The 15251-nt window shown below is 50.3% G+C and carries 13 protein-coding genes and 1 pseudogene; 1 reads left to right on the forward strand and 13 read right to left on the reverse strand.

Translation table 11 applies throughout. The features are described 5' to 3' along the window. Positions 1-48: 48 nt before the first annotated feature. The 9 genes and pseudogenes from ACT3TR_RS10050 to ACT3TR_RS10090 all read right to left on the reverse strand — a co-directional run bounded on the left by ACT3TR_RS10050 (position 49) and on the right by ACT3TR_RS10090 (position 10834). A complete protein-coding gene (locus ACT3TR_RS10050; protein ID WP_444625305.1) occupies positions 49-573 on the reverse strand; it encodes a hypothetical protein in 525 nt (174 codons plus the stop codon). Positions 574-860: 287 nt separating this feature from the next. After that, positions 861-1478 (reverse strand): hypothetical protein, encoded by a 618-nt coding sequence (locus ACT3TR_RS10055; protein WP_444625304.1) that lies wholly within the window; start codon positions 1476-1478, stop codon positions 861-863. A gap of 133 nt (positions 1479-1611) precedes the next feature. Then, a complete protein-coding gene (locus ACT3TR_RS10060; protein WP_444625303.1) occupies positions 1612-3465 on the reverse strand; it encodes a J domain-containing protein in 1854 nt (617 codons plus the stop codon). A gap of 253 nt (positions 3466-3718) precedes the next feature. Next, positions 3719-5293, reverse strand: a complete 1575-nt coding sequence (locus ACT3TR_RS10065; protein ID WP_444625302.1) for a transposase — start codon at positions 5291-5293, stop codon at positions 3719-3721. A gap of 96 nt (positions 5294-5389) precedes the next feature. Next, positions 5390-7006 carry a TIGR04141 family sporadically distributed protein gene (locus ACT3TR_RS10070; RefSeq protein ID WP_444625301.1) on the reverse strand — a complete coding sequence of 539 codons (1617 nt, stop codon included), beginning with the start codon at positions 7004-7006 and terminating at the stop codon, positions 5390-5392. 245 nt (positions 7007-7251) lie between these two features. Continuing rightward, positions 7252-7436, reverse strand: a pseudogene (locus ACT3TR_RS10075) (DUF427 domain-containing protein); the annotation flags it as partial. A 475-nt stretch (positions 7437-7911) separates the two neighbouring features. Then, positions 7912-8808, reverse strand: a complete 897-nt coding sequence (locus ACT3TR_RS10080) for a DUF2235 domain-containing protein (RefSeq protein ID WP_444647234.1) — start codon at positions 8806-8808, stop codon at positions 7912-7914. A gap of 197 nt (positions 8809-9005) precedes the next feature. Continuing rightward, positions 9006-9608, reverse strand: a complete 603-nt coding sequence (locus ACT3TR_RS10085) for a glutathione S-transferase N-terminal domain-containing protein (protein WP_444625300.1) — start codon at positions 9606-9608, stop codon at positions 9006-9008. Further along, the gene (locus ACT3TR_RS10090; protein ID WP_444625299.1) at positions 9608-10834 is read right to left on the reverse strand and encodes a YbfB/YjiJ family MFS transporter; all 1227 of its coding nucleotides are present in this window, start codon (positions 10832-10834) and stop codon (positions 9608-9610) included. The genes ACT3TR_RS10085 and ACT3TR_RS10090 overlap by 1 nt, the downstream gene beginning before the upstream one ends. 162 nt (positions 10835-10996) lie before the next feature. Here ACT3TR_RS10090 and ACT3TR_RS10095 point away from each other — a divergent pair, with 162 nt between their 5' ends. Next, the gene (locus tag ACT3TR_RS10095) at positions 10997-11887 is read left to right on the forward strand and encodes a LysR family transcriptional regulator (protein WP_444625298.1); all 891 of its coding nucleotides are present in this window, start codon (positions 10997-10999) and stop codon (positions 11885-11887) included. A gap of 188 nt (positions 11888-12075) precedes the next feature. Here the strand turns inward: ACT3TR_RS10095 and ACT3TR_RS10100 are convergent, their stop codons facing one another. The 4 genes from ACT3TR_RS10100 to ACT3TR_RS10115 all read right to left on the reverse strand — a co-directional run bounded on the left by ACT3TR_RS10100 (position 12076) and on the right by ACT3TR_RS10115 (position 15149). Next, a complete protein-coding gene (locus tag ACT3TR_RS10100; protein ID WP_444625297.1) occupies positions 12076-13089 on the reverse strand; it encodes a zinc-dependent alcohol dehydrogenase family protein in 1014 nt (337 codons plus the stop codon). A gap of 61 nt (positions 13090-13150) precedes the next feature. Then, complete coding sequence (locus ACT3TR_RS10105) at positions 13151-13486, reverse strand: zinc ribbon domain-containing protein YjdM (protein ID WP_444625296.1); 336 nt, start codon at positions 13484-13486, stop codon at positions 13151-13153. Between the two features lie 169 nt (positions 13487-13655). Next, entirely contained in the window at positions 13656-14159 is a 504-nt protein-coding gene (locus ACT3TR_RS10110; protein ID WP_444625295.1) for an amino acid permease, read from the reverse strand. Positions 14160-14345: 186 nt separating this feature from the next. Continuing rightward, the gene (locus ACT3TR_RS10115) at positions 14346-15149 is read right to left on the reverse strand and encodes an amidohydrolase family protein (protein ID WP_444625294.1); all 804 of its coding nucleotides are present in this window, start codon (positions 15147-15149) and stop codon (positions 14346-14348) included. Positions 15150-15251 lie beyond the last annotated feature (102 nt).

A 15251-nucleotide genomic window follows, 5' to 3' on the forward strand; every position in this document is an offset into this window, starting at 1 on the left:
TCCGGTGGAGCGCGAATTGCGGAACGAACTTGAGCGACTTGTTAAAGGTCATAGGCCGAGGACTTCCCAGTTTTCTTTGTAGCGATGCTCAGCATCAGCAAAAACCCTCATACTGGAATCTTTTCTAGTCGATCCATCTGCCTTTGCTCCAGCAAGCCATTTCGAATGGTTGGTAGAGATATATTCTGCGACATCAGAGCTATGGACTATAAAGTAATCAGGCCTCTTTCCCAGCGGTTTTAGCGACACAAATACATAAAAATGATTGGACTCAACAAATGATTCTGACTTCTTGCTGAGAATCCAACTGGCCTTGCCGCTTTTATTGGACTTCACTTGAATTGAAACAGTTTTTGATGCTTCTGAATTGCTAGCAATGATATCTATGCCGCGGCTATTTCGGAGTGTAATTGAGGCCAAATATCCTCTCAGGGACAGTTCGGCGGCAACGAAGTACTCGCCGGCTACCCCCACCAACGTTGGCTCAAGCTTTAATGTCGACATCTTATCCTCTAGCAGAGCATTAGATTTTTTATCTTGTGATTGAACAAAAATCCTGTCACGTTCATACAATAAATGCCGCCTGTAAAATCCGTTCTAGGTATATGAAAGGCATTAATTTTACTCTGTATCCAGTATTCGCGCTCCTGCTACATTTCCAAGAATGTCTGCTCAGGGTCGATAGCACTTATGCACGAGCATTCCTATTTCGGCCAGGAGCGGTCTTTTAGGTAGTGCTGATATAGCGCCGTATTAGGGTGTGAGCAACGCAATAACGATGCGGCCGCATACCACCTGAAACACTAAACGCAACGCATAGTAAAAATGCCATGCGTTGCGAATCACTTTTAAATGCCTTTTTAGCCAAAACTTGATTCAACATCCGTACTCTTAAGAACTGCATTTAAAAGACCAAAGTCATAGCTTTTTAGATTAGGGTTGTCCAATCTTAGGCTGTCTATCATTTGCTGAAGGTTACGTCCTTGATGGTCATATCCTATGACCAAATTTACATATTCAACTTCACTATCAAATGGTGGTCTGTACGAATATTTAGTGCGATCTTGCTTTATTTTTGCAAGCTTTCCATATGGAGCAGTATCCCAACAAACAACAAGTAAATTGATGGCGTTCAAAAGTTGTTTGGTTGCAGGGTCAACTTTGCGTGTTGCACTGCCTGTATGTAACGAGTTACTACCTATACTCAATGAGTCTGATTTTAGTGGATTAAATCGTGGTACATCATCTCCACCTGTGAGAGCTAAAAATTTCTTAGCGGTTGGCACACCACAGTAAAAAGCGCCTACGTCCTTATTATCTTTTTTCCCTTTATATTCAAAATAATAATAGCTATCTTTCAAAACACGACCTGTACAGCTATGTTTTCGCTGATTATTAAGAAGCTTAACATGTGCAACAGCAGTTATGTTGTACCGTCTTACCATTCTTTCTCTAGCATCGTCACCAAAACAATCCATATCAACCTTTTACGACTAAAAAATATATAAGGTTAAACCTAACACGAATTCAAAATGCTGCATATTGGAGGGGGATCGTTTTGGCTAACGCTGTTGTTAGCTCCCCAATGACCTCGCCATGACGTCATGGGCTTCACATCAAAAGCCCCTGAATTTCGACTTGATGCTGTCGAGTTTGGACAACCATTCCACTATCGGTGGCGTAAATTGCCCGTATAGGGTCTTTCGTCGTCAATTCACCAGCTCTCAGTCCGGCATGCGTGAACCACTGGAGCTGTTTTCCTGTTAGCAAGCCAAACCCACCTTGTGTTACCAACAACCGCCCCTGCTGAAAGACGTCGAGAAATGCTGCAAGCTTCGTACTATCTTCTATGATGTATAATCGAGTGGGTGTGAGGAAGTAGGTATGCCTGCCAACATCAACGATTTCCTTCGGGCAGGTTCCAATGTCGTACACCACCTCGGGCTGCCCCTCTCTAGAAACTCGGATGACTTTGCCCGAGTATGTAGCCAGATAGGCTCCACCATCGACATCAGTAAAGTTTCCCGCGTAGACCCAATCTTGAGGTACTCCTCCGGTCATGGTGATCTCGAGTCGAAGGCCCTCGACCTCCATAACGTAGTCGGGATCCGTCCGGGCAAAATACGTAACATCAGATTCTTCGTATTCAAGAGTGTTTGGATCGACACCGGTCAAAGTTTCGAACGCAGTGTTCAAGGCTTTCATTTTCTCGGTTGCAGACGGATCCCCAGCATTGCGATCCGGGTGGTGAGCCTGCGCCAACTTACGGTACTTTCGCTTAATGTCCGTTGGATCAACGGGTAGAGACAGCCCGAAAAGCTTTAGCGCCTCCTCAACCTCTTGCGCCACGCCAAAGCGTTCGCTGCGCCCCACGACACGCTTCCAACCTTCCTTCAGTGGCATAACGAGTCCCCAGACTGCCTCGCCAGAGGTGGTGCAACACCAAGCCTCGTCGGCTAACGTAAAAAGGTACCTATCCCCCTCAGGAGCAATATCCACAGCTCGCACCTGGGATTTAAACTCACCCCAGTAATTTGTGTCGGTGGCCCGGAAGTGGTCAACGACGCGGGAATCCTCGCACAAATTTGATTCGACTATGATGTTCAACTCCTCGTCGTAGGCGTGGAGCAATCCGTTGGAATCCATGATCGCTATACCGGGACCAGCGGCGCCGGTTCCGGTGCGATAGGCATCATGGTACAAAGCTTTTTCGCCAACTAGGGCCCCATGTCGATCCATTCTACGAAGTACGCTCTTCACCCCTGCTTGTTCCGCACTGGCCCCGGAACGGTCGAGCAACCAGGTCCCTCTGGAATCGATGGCAGCAATAGTAAAGGCAGGATCTGGACGCTCGTCACCCTTCAGCTTTCGCTCGCCCACAAGCGTCCAAGGGGCATCTTCCGATGCTTCAAACAGCGGAAATGATGAGGGGCTTGCAACATCTACCGGTTCGTAACCATGCTTCTTACCCGACTTATCCATCTCTTTTAAGATACGATTGAAACGACGTAGATCAACGTCCTTGACATGCTCAGGGACACGCTCGAACATTTCAACAGATTGCTTTGCCGCCGCCGCTAGCTGCCCGGATTTCACTCGCTGTATAATCAGCTTGGCATACGCTTTGGCTATAACTTCCCCTACTCGTCTTTGCCGTTGCTTTGGAGATAGATCACCGGCGAGCTTCACGACCTTAGTGTATTGACTCTTGAATCCAGCCTGAAACACAGGGCCAATCAATGGTTCATTGTTCTCGCGGTGAAACTCGTCACGCCCGTCCACTTCCCAGGTAGGCGGTGATGGTGGCAGCGGGACATACGCGGCTTGGGACCAATCGAGCTCCTTCGGTGGTTCCCGCCTACCGGGCTCTCTATTCGAGTTTTGGGCAATACGCGTCAACCCCATAGAATCTTGGGCATCCGTGCCTCTTCCATTGCCGAACATTTTTGATAGAAAGCTAAACATTCATCATTTCTCTATTTCGTCTTAAACCAATGCTAGGCACACGGCGCAGATATATTTTGTATTCGAGCTAACGAGGCTGTAGAAAAACCCGATTTTGGGCCATCTCCACCACCTGTGATCCTAATTTATTTACCCAGCCAGTCATCTGGCTGGGTAATATGAATATCGGCATTCAGCCACTAAAGTGCGCGCCTAACGCCAGTTAAGAGGACTATTTGCCTCTTATGTAGCGGCTTATCCCGCTCATCGCCCTTCATGACGCGGCTAAATGACCATAATTCGCTAACTTCTCAATATTGTGCACCAAGCAGTAGAGTTGCCACTGACCTTGCACCTTTTGCTTACCCCGAAGGCTGAAGCGGTTCAGTCTTTTCGTCGTGCCAATGTTGCCGAAGACAGGCTCTACGACTGACATGCGATGGCTGTAGATTTCCTTGCCCTTCGGGCTATCCACCCGGTGTTTCATCCAGTCGGTGTAATTAGGTAAGCGTTTGTTCTCGATAATAAAAGACACTTGTCGACCAGCACCCTTGCGATGATCAGCAGAGCTCGGGTTCTGCATGCATCGGTATTTCTTTGGGCAGTGCCGACATTGCAGCAAGCGCCCTTCAAAGTGTACCCGGATCTTGCCATTGTCAGTTTCCCGTTGCCCTCTATAGGCCAATTTTTCGCCAGTTGGACAGATACACGTTAGCTCTATCGGATCAAACTGGAACGCGCTGGCGGGCGTCGTCTCTCGCCAGCCTTTATCTGGTACGTTCTGGTGGCGCTTGCCGTATTTGTTTTTCTGGTCGGCGAACTTCGGATCTCGGCTGCGGAACTGATTATCGGGGATGTAGCCATTGATCTGCTGTTCGTGCAGATACTTCATATTGGCTTCGTTGGCAAAGCCTGTATCCGCGGTGACGACGGTGCCTTTCTGGTAGATGTTTTCCGCAATCCCTAGCTTCTTAAAACGGGCTTCGACCGTTTCCAGTACGGGCTGCAAAGTGTGGTGTTCCTGGCCTTCGCCAAAGGCCTGAGCGTCAATGATGATCTGGTGTTTTTTATCCACCGTGGCTACGCCGTTATAGCCTTGAATCGTGCCCTTGCTGGTGGTCATTTTGGCACTTTCGTTATCGGTGAGGTTGCTCTTCACTTCCTTGATTCGCTTTCCGCGGCCCATCCTTGGGCCGTGCGTCTTTAGGAAACAACCCACTTTGTTCATGGCGGCATCTAGCGAGAGAATCGTCTTGGCCCGTCGGATATCCCGATCCAGATCGGCTTCCGTTTCGGCTTCATCACGCGCGTAGTGTTCCACTAAGTGATGCCGAATCAGGCCTCTCAGTTTCTCCCGCTTCTCGCCTAACTCTTTGAACGTACCAGACCACTCCTTAGAGGCATCTGAGGACATCTTGCAGCCGTCAATGGCAAAGAGTTCGTTGCCCAACAAGCCTTGTTCGTGGCACACCAGCAGCACTTGTTCGAACAACGCTTCAATCTCATCGGCATGCCGACTGACGAAGCTTGCCAGTGTGGTGAAGTGGGGAACGGTATCGCAGGAAAGGGCTTTGAAAATAATATTGGTCTCACAGCTCCACTGCATTTCACGGCTGGAGGTGATGCCTTTTGAGTAAGCAAACAGGATAATCTTAAGCAGGATAGCCGGATCATAGGCCAGCCGACCGGTCGCATCGTTGCGGTACTTGGGATGGAAAACGGACAAGTCGAGCTTGTGCTCGATCAAATAGTGAACTGCGTGCTCAAAGGTGCCTGGCTGGAGCTGATCCTGGTAGTTGATCACCACAATGGCGTTCTGATCGTAGTTATAAGCCTTGAAGCGCGGCATGCTGACCACTCCTCGTTTGTTTTCTCGATCCTACCAAAACTTAGCCATCAGTGGGGTTTTTCTACAGCCTCAACGCCAGCTTAATAGGCGCGTTTGTTAGTTTTTCTTTGGCTTACACTTTTTAGTTTTCAACCACGTCGGATCTATTTCTATTTTCGCAAGAGAAATATTGTAATTTAATGCTCTTAACGTTTTTAATGCATTCTTTAGTGTTACCTTAGAAAAGAAAGGAAGCTCAACTGGTATATCTTTCTTTGTCGCTATCGCATAAACCAATTTATATTTGCTTGGATCTGGCCTCAGCTTTGGATCGATTAGTTTGATTGATGGAGGTAATTTAGGATTCAGTTTCTCCCTGTATTCAGAGTCTTTTATAAACGCTTCAGCGGCGACAAACCCTTGAGCAAAAAGATGGCTTAATGTGCTTGAGCTTCGATATAGCTTAACATGAATAAACTCACTTCCATCCTTAATTAAGTCGCAGTGTTCTAGTTTGTCGTAAGAACCTCCGATCTGTATGTTTTTCTTATCCATTAAGCAGAAGCCATTTTCAGTCTTAGAAACATGATCATTGTAGTCAGCTTCATCGTCATGAGAATAGACAGGAAAACTAAAAGAGTGGATATCAATATCGCTGAGGTAATCATCGACTGCTGATACGAAATCACTATTTACTTTGTACCAAACTCCATTTCTCAATATATAACTATCTTTTCCGAATTTAATTTCAGCATATAAGCAACGATAGACCGGCCAACTCTTGACAGATTGATACTCACTATTATTGACATGAATTACATGTCCTTTCATTAAATCTACTGTTGGTGGAATACCGTCAAGATATTTTATATAATCATCAAATGACAATACTACGTGACGAAGGGTTTTTTGGTACATATCAAATGAATAACCTATTTGACTTTCCCAATCTACAATTTCCGGCTCGCCCAACCAAAAACTATCAAAATCATCTTTACTTAAATATTGATCCAGTTCTAAATCAAGTATTTCAATCTCATCGTAATCTCGAACCCTGTTTATATTTTCTACCCAACTAAATTTATCCGGCAGGTTAGATCGATATCTTTTGATGGCTTCCGATAAAATTTCAGGTATATCTGATAGCTTGGCTTCTACTGCTATTGTTAGAGCGTCTCGTCCAGTTACATGGCTACCAAACTCCTTTACTAAAGAAGCACCCGTTACCGCGTAGAGCATCTCCATCTCAGAGTCTAAATGGAGATTAAATATATCAACATCTCTCGTGCTTTGAGTCCTGGAATTCAATGGATTATGATCATAGCTTGCCTTGTCTAGACTTCTCAGCTTATCTGGATTTACCGAGTTCAATGTTACTTTTAATCCAAAATCACGCTCGATGGACTCAGACTTTAAAAGATGAAAGCCAGTGCCGAATGATAGTACAAATGTTGCTCCTGCAGCCCTTACTACAAAGACAGCACCTACATTAGAAGACATTCCAAATTCTGAAGCGTCAACCTGATTATCTATTGTAAATAGTCTAGTCCAGGGGGGCACACTCTTCGGAGGCTGCCTTTTAACGTAAAGAATCGCAGACTCAATATCTGGCAAGTCCAATCGAATAGGTTCTTTGGAGTTTTCCAACTTAATAATATCTGAATCAGGCTTATTGCTATCTCTCGCCAAATAAATAGATAGCTTTTCCTTTCTTATTTTCTTGAGTTTCGCCATAAACCTCTACTCAGCACGATGTAAAACTAAATTTTAATTCATGCGCATGCGCGTTAACATTATCACCAGTCCTTGAAAATTGCGCATAAGCATAAAAGTACTGATCATAAGCAATTGTTTTTATATGTATTAGCAAGATTACCCTCTGGCAATACAAGCATTCACGTTACAGAACTGACCAGAAAAAAACGCATTGTGAGCCAGGGGCTCCTATTCTGCGGATGGCCGCTTTGGGTCGAAAAGAGTCATTCGCAGGCTTCTTCATAAAATGCCACTCTACCCGCGATAGCCTCCATCCCCTCAATCGGCTCCTCATAACTCCAAGCAATATCCCGACTTTCATCCAGCGAAAAATACACCGCTCGCCCTTTAAACGGGCAAACTTGGTGGTTTCTGAAGCGGTGAGTAAATCCATCCGCACGTCTTCGCGTGGAAAGTAGTGACGTGGAGGGCAGCCGTATTCGCGAAGTTCAAGGGTATTGGTGGCGTCGCCAGCAGAATGCCTTCAACCTGCACCTGCATGCGCTGTTGGGTCGGGTGAAGCGTTATGCGGGCATCCTTCATCGTCAATTACCTGCGGCGTTTTTCGCTCTAATACTTCGAGCGTAGCAGCACAATTAGATTAAGCCTACTTTGAATACTTAGTTTTTAGTCGATAGTGGACACTTCATGACTTGGGTCAGTCATCGCTTCCACGCGACCACTTATGGCACCTGAGTGAATGCGGCATAGCGCCAGCTCGTAGCCTGCGAGTCAAAAGTGCCCGCCTACTCATCCGGTGGGGAAAGTTGGGCATCGGTCAAGGTACGTGGCCGGTACTCACACGTGGTATCGGCCCAGCGTTTCCAGACACTCTCATCGACTGAAATGTTGACCGCACACTGCCCTGGCATCACTTCCGAATATTATCGGTAAAAACGGCCATCAGTGGTGTTTCCAAGGCGTTTGTATCTGGCGTAGAACCCCTTCAGAAAATCAGAAAACGAGTCTTTGGGTGCTGTCTTCCAGGCATCCTCAACAACATCAAAGGGTGCCACTTTTAGGCCTGCTTTTTGCGCCTTGGCCAACATCCAGCTCAGCGAGATATCGGCCAGTGTGTCGTCAGCGCCATAGCCGCCGCCTACATTGGCGTGGGCACCGATAAACCAGCACTGCTCTACGTCTCGATTGCCCGTCTTCTGCTTGCCATCCTTGCTCGTCCAGAGCGATACATTGTAGGTCGACCGGTGTTCGTCCAGCGCGACCGCTTGATAGGCATGATCGACAATGCTGGAAAGCTCGGTATCGTGCCAATCGTATTTGCTTTTGAACAGGTTGGTTCCGGGCACGCCCAACGCGCCAACGGTATCCCACACACCAATGAAATGAATCCTGGGCTGGCGGCTGAAGCGCTCCTTGAACCCTTTGCACACGTCAGAATCGGGGTGCAAATCGCGGTTTCGATAAATACGTTCGGCCTTATCGAGCAGCCCTGGCGTGACGACATGCACTAGCCCGCATTTACGAATCATCCCCACCAGGCTTCTGGCGGTGTAGGCACCGCGGCTGAACCCGAATATCCAGATTTCATCGCCTTCACTGTAACACCTTGCCAGCCAGTCATAGCCTTCCCGAAGATTTTTGCTCAGCCCGTAACCGAAGGCTCCGCCGGTAAAGCGCTGAAATTTGGATGTCCCTACGCCGGGGTCATAATAGAACCGCTGCCTGATACCGTCATCGTCATCATGGATCAGTCGGGTAATACGATACACATTGGTTTGGTCTTCAGGGTCGTTCCACGTTCCATCAAATAGCAGGATCAGTTTTTTTTTGTTTTGTCATTGTGTTCCCCAGGTTGTTGCACATCCGCTAACAATGCCCATTACCGCTGACTAGGAGGCAGCGGTATGCGCCATGTCTACCTGGGCATAGCATCACCTGCGACCTCAATACGCTTTAACCAAGGTTAGTTGTAAACGCGGACCAACGCTCGTTACGCTTACCGCTGGGGTAGAAGGTGCTAACAGAATGCCGTGTGCTGAAAACTGGCACGTGCGCTGATACCCGCGTGCCATGCCTCAAGTGCCGGGTATTCCGATTGCCACTCTATCTCTGGCAGCCTAAAGGCGAGATACGCCAGCGCCACGGCAGTAGCAATTTCGCCCAGGTTAATGGGCGAGGCTGGCGGCTTGTCGCCAAGCTCCCTGTCGAGCTGTTGCAGTAGCCGTTGGATGGCCGATGCCCGCCGCTGGCCTAACACGCTATCGTCAATATCATTGCCATAATGCTTTCTGGCAATCACGGTGGTAAACGCGGCATCCATCATGTTTTGGCCCAGCCCCGCCAGATGCAACACATCCCCCAGGCTAGCTGCTGGCAACATTGGAGGGTTGGGGTTAATGCTATCCAGGTAAACGGCAATCAGCATTGATTCGCTTAACGTGGTGCCCTCCTCCGTTACCAGCGCGGGTATGCGCCCGGCGGGGTTGGCTTTTAACAGATCGGCATCGTCTGCCCAGGGATCGCACCACTTCAGCGTCACGGCTTCTGCTAAGCCTTTTTCCAGTAACACGATGCGTGCTAGGCGCGCATAGGGTGATGTGGCGTTCAGGTAGAGTTCCATTATTGCCTCCCTGGGTTTGTAGAATGCTGATCCGATAAGTGGGCTTGGCGCTGCTGAACGCCACGGCTAAGTAGCACCAGCAAAAAGCCTGCCCCCAGCATAACGGCGCTGATGGCAAATAGCGGCACGTAGCTGCCCCAGGTGTCATAAAGCGCCGACATGGCATAGCCTGCCACCGCCTGGGCGGCTGCAAAGGCGGCAGTGGCTTGCCCCCAAAGCTTCTTGTGGGCGGTCGGCCCTACCAACTCAGCAAGGCGGCCAGAGGTAAGCGCCACAATACCGGGGATCATCGCCCCCACCATGAACGAGGAAACCGACTGGCTGAGCAGTGCGAGCGAGAATACCGGCAGCGAGACGGCGGCGGCCTTCGCCGCAAAGGCGATCATCAAGCCTCCCTGCCAGCCCACCCGCTGCGCCAGCGCGCCTACCATAAACGGCCCACACAAGGCGCCCAACCCGAAGATACCCCACTGCAATGAAGCGGCGTGATTACCCAGGGCGTTTTCCCTGGCGAGATAATCCACCCAAAACACGGTATGGGGCACAAACCCAATCGCATCCAGGGCATAAGCGCCAATAACCAGCAACACCACTAGTTTTATTCCCGCATAGCCCTTCTGGCTATTAGCCGTTGGGCTTGCTGCCAAAGGTGGTGCTAAGGGCGTCACGCCTTGTCGTAAAAAAGCGTCGCTTACCAGGCCCGCTGCGATACACAGTAGCCCCAGCGTTGCCCAAGTCGCCGTTAGGCTTAACTCAAGAAGTACGGGTACGACGGAGGCCGAAAGCAGTGCACCCAGGCCAATGCCGGTAAACACCATTGCCCCCACACTGGCTCGCCTCTCAGGCGGTGTCGCCGCCAGCGCCAGCGAAGGGCCAACTACCATCAAGATGGCCCCGGCAATACCGGAGACTAATCGCCATAAGAAGAACCAGAAGAAACTACCCGCCCCAGCGCAGAGCATAAAGCTGAGCGCGATTGCTGCGAAGCTTGCGCCGATGACTAAGCGGGAAGAAAAACGCTCGCTCAGGGCGTGGGCGCAGAGCGCGCCGATAAAGTAACCCAGCAGGTTGGCGGCCCCGAGGTAGGCACCTTGGCTGGCGGTGAACCAGCCTTCCTGAATAATCGCCGGCAATAAAGGTGTGTAGGCAAAACGCGCAATGCCAATTCCCGCCAAGGTTGCCATTACCCCTATCATCAGGGCGGGCCAGTCTTTTCTGTTGATCATGTCGTGTCCTTCGCGTGCCGCCATTCGGGCAAAGTCGTCAGCTCGGTTGTGTAGGTACAGACTACCCGCGCAGGCGCGTTTTCTAAAAACGATTATAATTGATCACTGCTATCTTATTTTGAGATAGTCATAGCTTGACGATTATCGACGGGGAGGTAGGCCATGCAACTTAAATCGCTGCGGCTGTTTATGGCAGTGGCCGAAACAGGCAGCTTCGTGGCGGCGGCTAATCAGCTGCACACGGTGCAATCTAACGTGACAGCCCACATCAAAAAACTTGAGGAGGAGTTAGGCGTACAGCTTATTCAGCGTGCGGGGCGAGTGCGGCCTACGAATGCGGGCTTGGCGCTGGTGGAGTACGCCGAGCGCATACTGACGGCCCACGATGACGCGGTTTCGCTGTTTAAGAGCCCGGAAAAAGCCTGTGGCCGATTGCGGATAGGCGCCATGGAGACCACGACCGCCCTGCGCCTGCCGCCGATACTGGCGGCGTACCACGCAGCGCAGCCTGACGTTGATATCCAGCTAAAGACCGGGCCAACGGCAGAATTGGTCGAGTTGTTGCTAAACGGGCAGGTGGACTGTGTCTTTGTGGCCGGGCGGCTTGAGCATAGTCGCTATCACTTACTCAAAGCGTTCAGCGAGCAGCTTGTGCTGGTCGGCTCAACGCCGATGTCGAAGATGCCCTCTTCACAACAGCTGCTGACCTCTGCCTTTATGGCATTTCGTCAGGGGTGTAGCTACCGCCAGCGTATCGAGCTATTGCTGGCCTCCCATGGCGTTAATGCGGGGCGGATATTTGAGTTCGGGTCATTGGACGCGATGCTTGGCTGTGTCGCGGCGGGAATGGGTTACACGGTGCTGCCCCGTGGGACGGTTGAAGCCCACCAACACCGGTTCGCAATTCACACACTGAAACTGCCCGCGTCCATCGCCAATATCGATACCTATTTTGTCGCCCCCGACCCGGAGACCTGGACACCCGCCCTGGCAAGCTTCGCTGAAACGGTGCGTGACGCGGTAGTAGATGAGCCTCAGCTGACTGCGTCTTGAGATGGGTGCCGACACTACGTTATGGCGTTGTCCTATTCGCTTTACAGTCGGTTCATAGATGCGTGTAGGACGGCGAGAAGGTCAATTTGATCTGGTTGATGTCGTAAATAAAAAAGCTAACTCAATGACCCATAGAAAAAATCTCGCAGCAGCTTCTTTTTTTGTTTTTGAAGCTTGTTAGCGCAATATTAGAATTTGATCAGTACTTTGCCGATGTGTTTGGCGGCAGCTTGGAAGCGGTAGGCTTCTGGGGCGTCGTCAAAGTCAAAGGTTTTGCTGATGAGGGCGGTGCTGTCGTTTGCTGCCAGTGCGTTGATGTAGCTGACGAACATGGCGCGGCTGCCGTTGGCGATGCCTTTGATGGTGATGTTTTTGGTGATGAAGGTGATGTAGTTAGGGATCGGTGAGTTCTGTCCTGGAGTAACGCCGATGATAACGATTCGACCATTAACGGCCGCCGCGGCAACGGAATGGCCTAGGGTATCTTGCCCGCCGGTTTCGACGATGATGTCGGCGCCTTGGTTGTTAGTTTGCTTCATTAGCTCGACAGGCCAATCTGGGTATTGTTTGTAGTTGATGGTGATGTCGGCCCCCAGTTCACGAGCAACGCTTAGTTTCTCGTCGCTTGATGAGGTGATCGCTACGCGCGCACCGTGCATTTTCGCCACTTTTAGCGCCGCTAAAGACACGCCGCCTGTACCAAGGCAAAGGACGAGGTCGCCCGCGTTTATGTTGGAGGTTTCTACCAGTGCGTTCCAAGCAGTTAGCCCTGCGGATGCGAGAACCGCTGCGTCTTGATCTGGGATGCTGTCAGGTAAGCGAATTAGTGACGCTGCAGGCAGCAGGATTTTTTCAGCTAGCCAGCCATCGTGGGTGATGCCAATGTCGTGGGAGAAAATGCTCGCGCTGAAAGGGCCTTCGCGCCAGTTAGCAAAGTGACCACACACCACGCGGTCGCCAACGCTGATCTCTGTTACGCCTTCGCCAACGGCAATCACATCGCCCACGCCTTCTGTGCCAGGCACGCGTTTAGGGTCTTGTAATGGGCCGTAGGTGCCGGTGAGTATTTGTATGTCTCGGCTGATTAGGCTGACTAATCGTGGCGCAATGATGGCTTCTCCAGGACCTGCGATAGGTTCTGGCCGTGTGGTGGCACTTAAGGTGTTGGTGCTGTGTTGTTCGCCAATTTGAAATGCTTTCATCGAGTAGGTAATCCTTTTTTTAGCCTGTATAAGAACGATGCTATCGCGTTGGGCTAACAGTTCAGGCCTTTTTCACAAAATGGGCGGTCACCATCATGTCACCCACACCATCGACCTTGCAGTCCAGCTGGTGATCCTTGCCCTCTTTGAGCCGCTTGATAACGGCTTTGGTACCTACCTTGAGTACCAGCGAGCTGCCTTTAACTTTGAGGTCTTTGATCATCGTTACCTTATCGCCTTCCGATAACAATGTGCCGTTGGCATCTTTTACCGTTACGGCATCTTCCGCTTCAGCTTCAGAGGGGTTCCATTCGTGGGCGCACTCCGGGCAGATGAACAGGCTTTGATCTTGATAGACAAATTGAGATTGGCAGTTTGGGCAAGGTGGGCATGACATGAATAAAGGCTGCTGTGGTTTGGTTGGCTGCTTATGATACCGAGCCTGTGTGACCTTGGCGAATGCTCCGGGACAGGGTCAGGGGAACTAAAGCCAGCTCTTTGAGGAAGCTGACCGGGAGAATGTTCTGGCTTCGCTTCTTCTCTTAAGAAAGCGAGGGCCGACGCTCTCACGGCCGCACGTTGACACAGTAAACGGCTCGCAGCTTCCCAAGATGAAGCACCAAGTAGACGGTTTCAGGGGCATACACGCTGGAGAACAGCGCGCCCAGGCTACCGACCATGCTGAGTAGCAGTGCATTCATCGGAATGCCACGCTTGTTGAGGCGGCCAAGCGACTTGGGCAAGGTGCCTTGGTCAGCGAGCGTCCAGAGCATGCGCGACGAGGCATAAAGCCCGGAATTGGCCGCCGACAGCAGCGCGGTGATGATGACAAAATTCATGATATCGGCTGCCCCAGGTACGCCAAGGCGTTGGAACACAGCCACAAAGGGGCTTTGACTGAGCCCGGCTTGATCCTGAGGTAACAGCGCCGCAATCACGACGATGGTGCCGACAAAAAACAGGATCAATCGCCACAGGGTCGCGCGGATCGCTTTGGGCACATTGCGGGCCGGGTCTACCGTTTCTCCGGCAGCAATGCCAATCAGCCAATAGTGGATTATCGATGACACGCTATTTATTCCTAGGCATATTGCTTCTCCAATGCCGTAGCGTAATTCATAAGCGATCAGGAGCGCAGGCGAATGCATCGCGAAAGGATACCAAAGTGGCTCTGGCCCATTGAAGATATCCTCGAACGTATCGTCACACAGGGTCTTGGTAATGAACAAAGTGCAGCAGGAATGGCTATACTTTGGCTATGAAGCCTCTAACCGGAACAGGGAACGGGGGCTGGTATCAAGAATATACTGGCGATCATCAGCATCGCTGATCCAGTCATTGAGCCATCCTAACGTGTCGCGGTAAGTATGCTTATCCTCATGGCGTGTCCACGGCCAATCGCTGCCCCAAACCAATCTATCGCGCCCAAGATGGTGTAACAAAGCTTGAACATGCGGCTTTAGATCGGCCACCGGTGAGCGGTAAGGAGCCGAGAGCTTCACCCAGGTTCGTTCTGCCTGCCCGGCCTCAAGCAGCAGACGACATCCTGGATCTTGCATCGGGGCGGCTTCGACAGGTAGTCCAATGTGATCGATGACTAACTTGACGCCGTGTTCATGTAACGCTGGAAAAAGTTCAGGCAGCCGATTTCCTTCCAGGTGCAACTCAAGATGCCAGTCCATGGTTTTAAGATGATCCAGAAAGTCTATCCATTGAGGATCCATTAGGTTTGGCAATTCACTTCGCCCCTCAATGAGATTCCACCTCACCCCCACAATACCAACCGCATTAAGAGCGGCTATTTTCTCAAGCGTTGTCTCCTTGGCTAGCTGAACGACGCCGCGATATGCGTGATCAAGCTTGGCAAGCATTTCAAGCAGTTGCCGATTGTCATTACCCAGAAAGCTCGGTTGCACCAATACGCCACCATTTAATCGGCAAGTTGCAAGATTTTCTTGCCAATCCACAAGTCGAGCAGGACGAGAGGGACTGTAGTTCGACCCTTGGACGCTCTTAACAGGCCCGTAAACATGAGCATGACAATCAAAACCTGCTTTCATTTTGGGCACCTCATAACATTATACCTTTCAATTTCGCACCGGCTAACTTGTTATACATAAGTCTAGTCCTCTAGAGAACTGATTGACTGGAAGTATACACGG

Origin of the sequence: Halomonas sp. AOP12-B1-6, assembly GCF_052379225.1 — a bacterium.
GTDB lineage: Bacteria > Pseudomonadota > Gammaproteobacteria > Pseudomonadales > Halomonadaceae > Vreelandella > Vreelandella casei.

Excerpts from the sequence above, each read along its gene's own strand:
- ACT3TR_RS10055 (WP_444625304.1), bottom strand. The coding sequence starts at position 1,478 with ATGGATTGTTTTGGTGACGATGCTAGAGAAAGAATGGTAAGACGGTAC.
- ACT3TR_RS10060 (WP_444625303.1), bottom strand. The coding sequence starts at position 3,465 with ATGTTTAGCTTTCTATCAAAAATGTTCGGCAATGGAAGAGGCACGGAT.
- ACT3TR_RS10065 (WP_444625302.1), bottom strand. The coding sequence starts at position 5,293 with ATGCCGCGCTTCAAGGCTTATAACTACGATCAGAACGCCATTGTGGTG.
- ACT3TR_RS10070 (WP_444625301.1), bottom strand. The coding sequence starts at position 7,006 with ATGGCGAAACTCAAGAAAATAAGAAAGGAAAAGCTATCTATTTATTTG.
- ACT3TR_RS10085 (WP_444625300.1), bottom strand. The coding sequence starts at position 9,608 with ATGGAACTCTACCTGAACGCCACATCACCCTATGCGCGCCTAGCACGC.
- ACT3TR_RS10090 (WP_444625299.1), bottom strand. The coding sequence starts at position 10,834 with ATGATCAACAGAAAAGACTGGCCCGCCCTGATGATAGGGGTAATGGCA.
- ACT3TR_RS10095 (WP_444625298.1), top strand. The coding sequence starts at position 10,997 with ATGCAACTTAAATCGCTGCGGCTGTTTATGGCAGTGGCCGAAACAGGC.
- ACT3TR_RS10100 (WP_444625297.1), bottom strand. The coding sequence starts at position 13,089 with ATGAAAGCATTTCAAATTGGCGAACAACACAGCACCAACACCTTAAGT.
- ACT3TR_RS10105 (WP_444625296.1), bottom strand. The coding sequence starts at position 13,486 with ATGTCATGCCCACCTTGCCCAAACTGCCAATCTCAATTTGTCTATCAA.
- ACT3TR_RS10115 (WP_444625294.1), bottom strand. The coding sequence starts at position 15,149 with ATGAAAGCAGGTTTTGATTGTCATGCTCATGTTTACGGGCCTGTTAAG.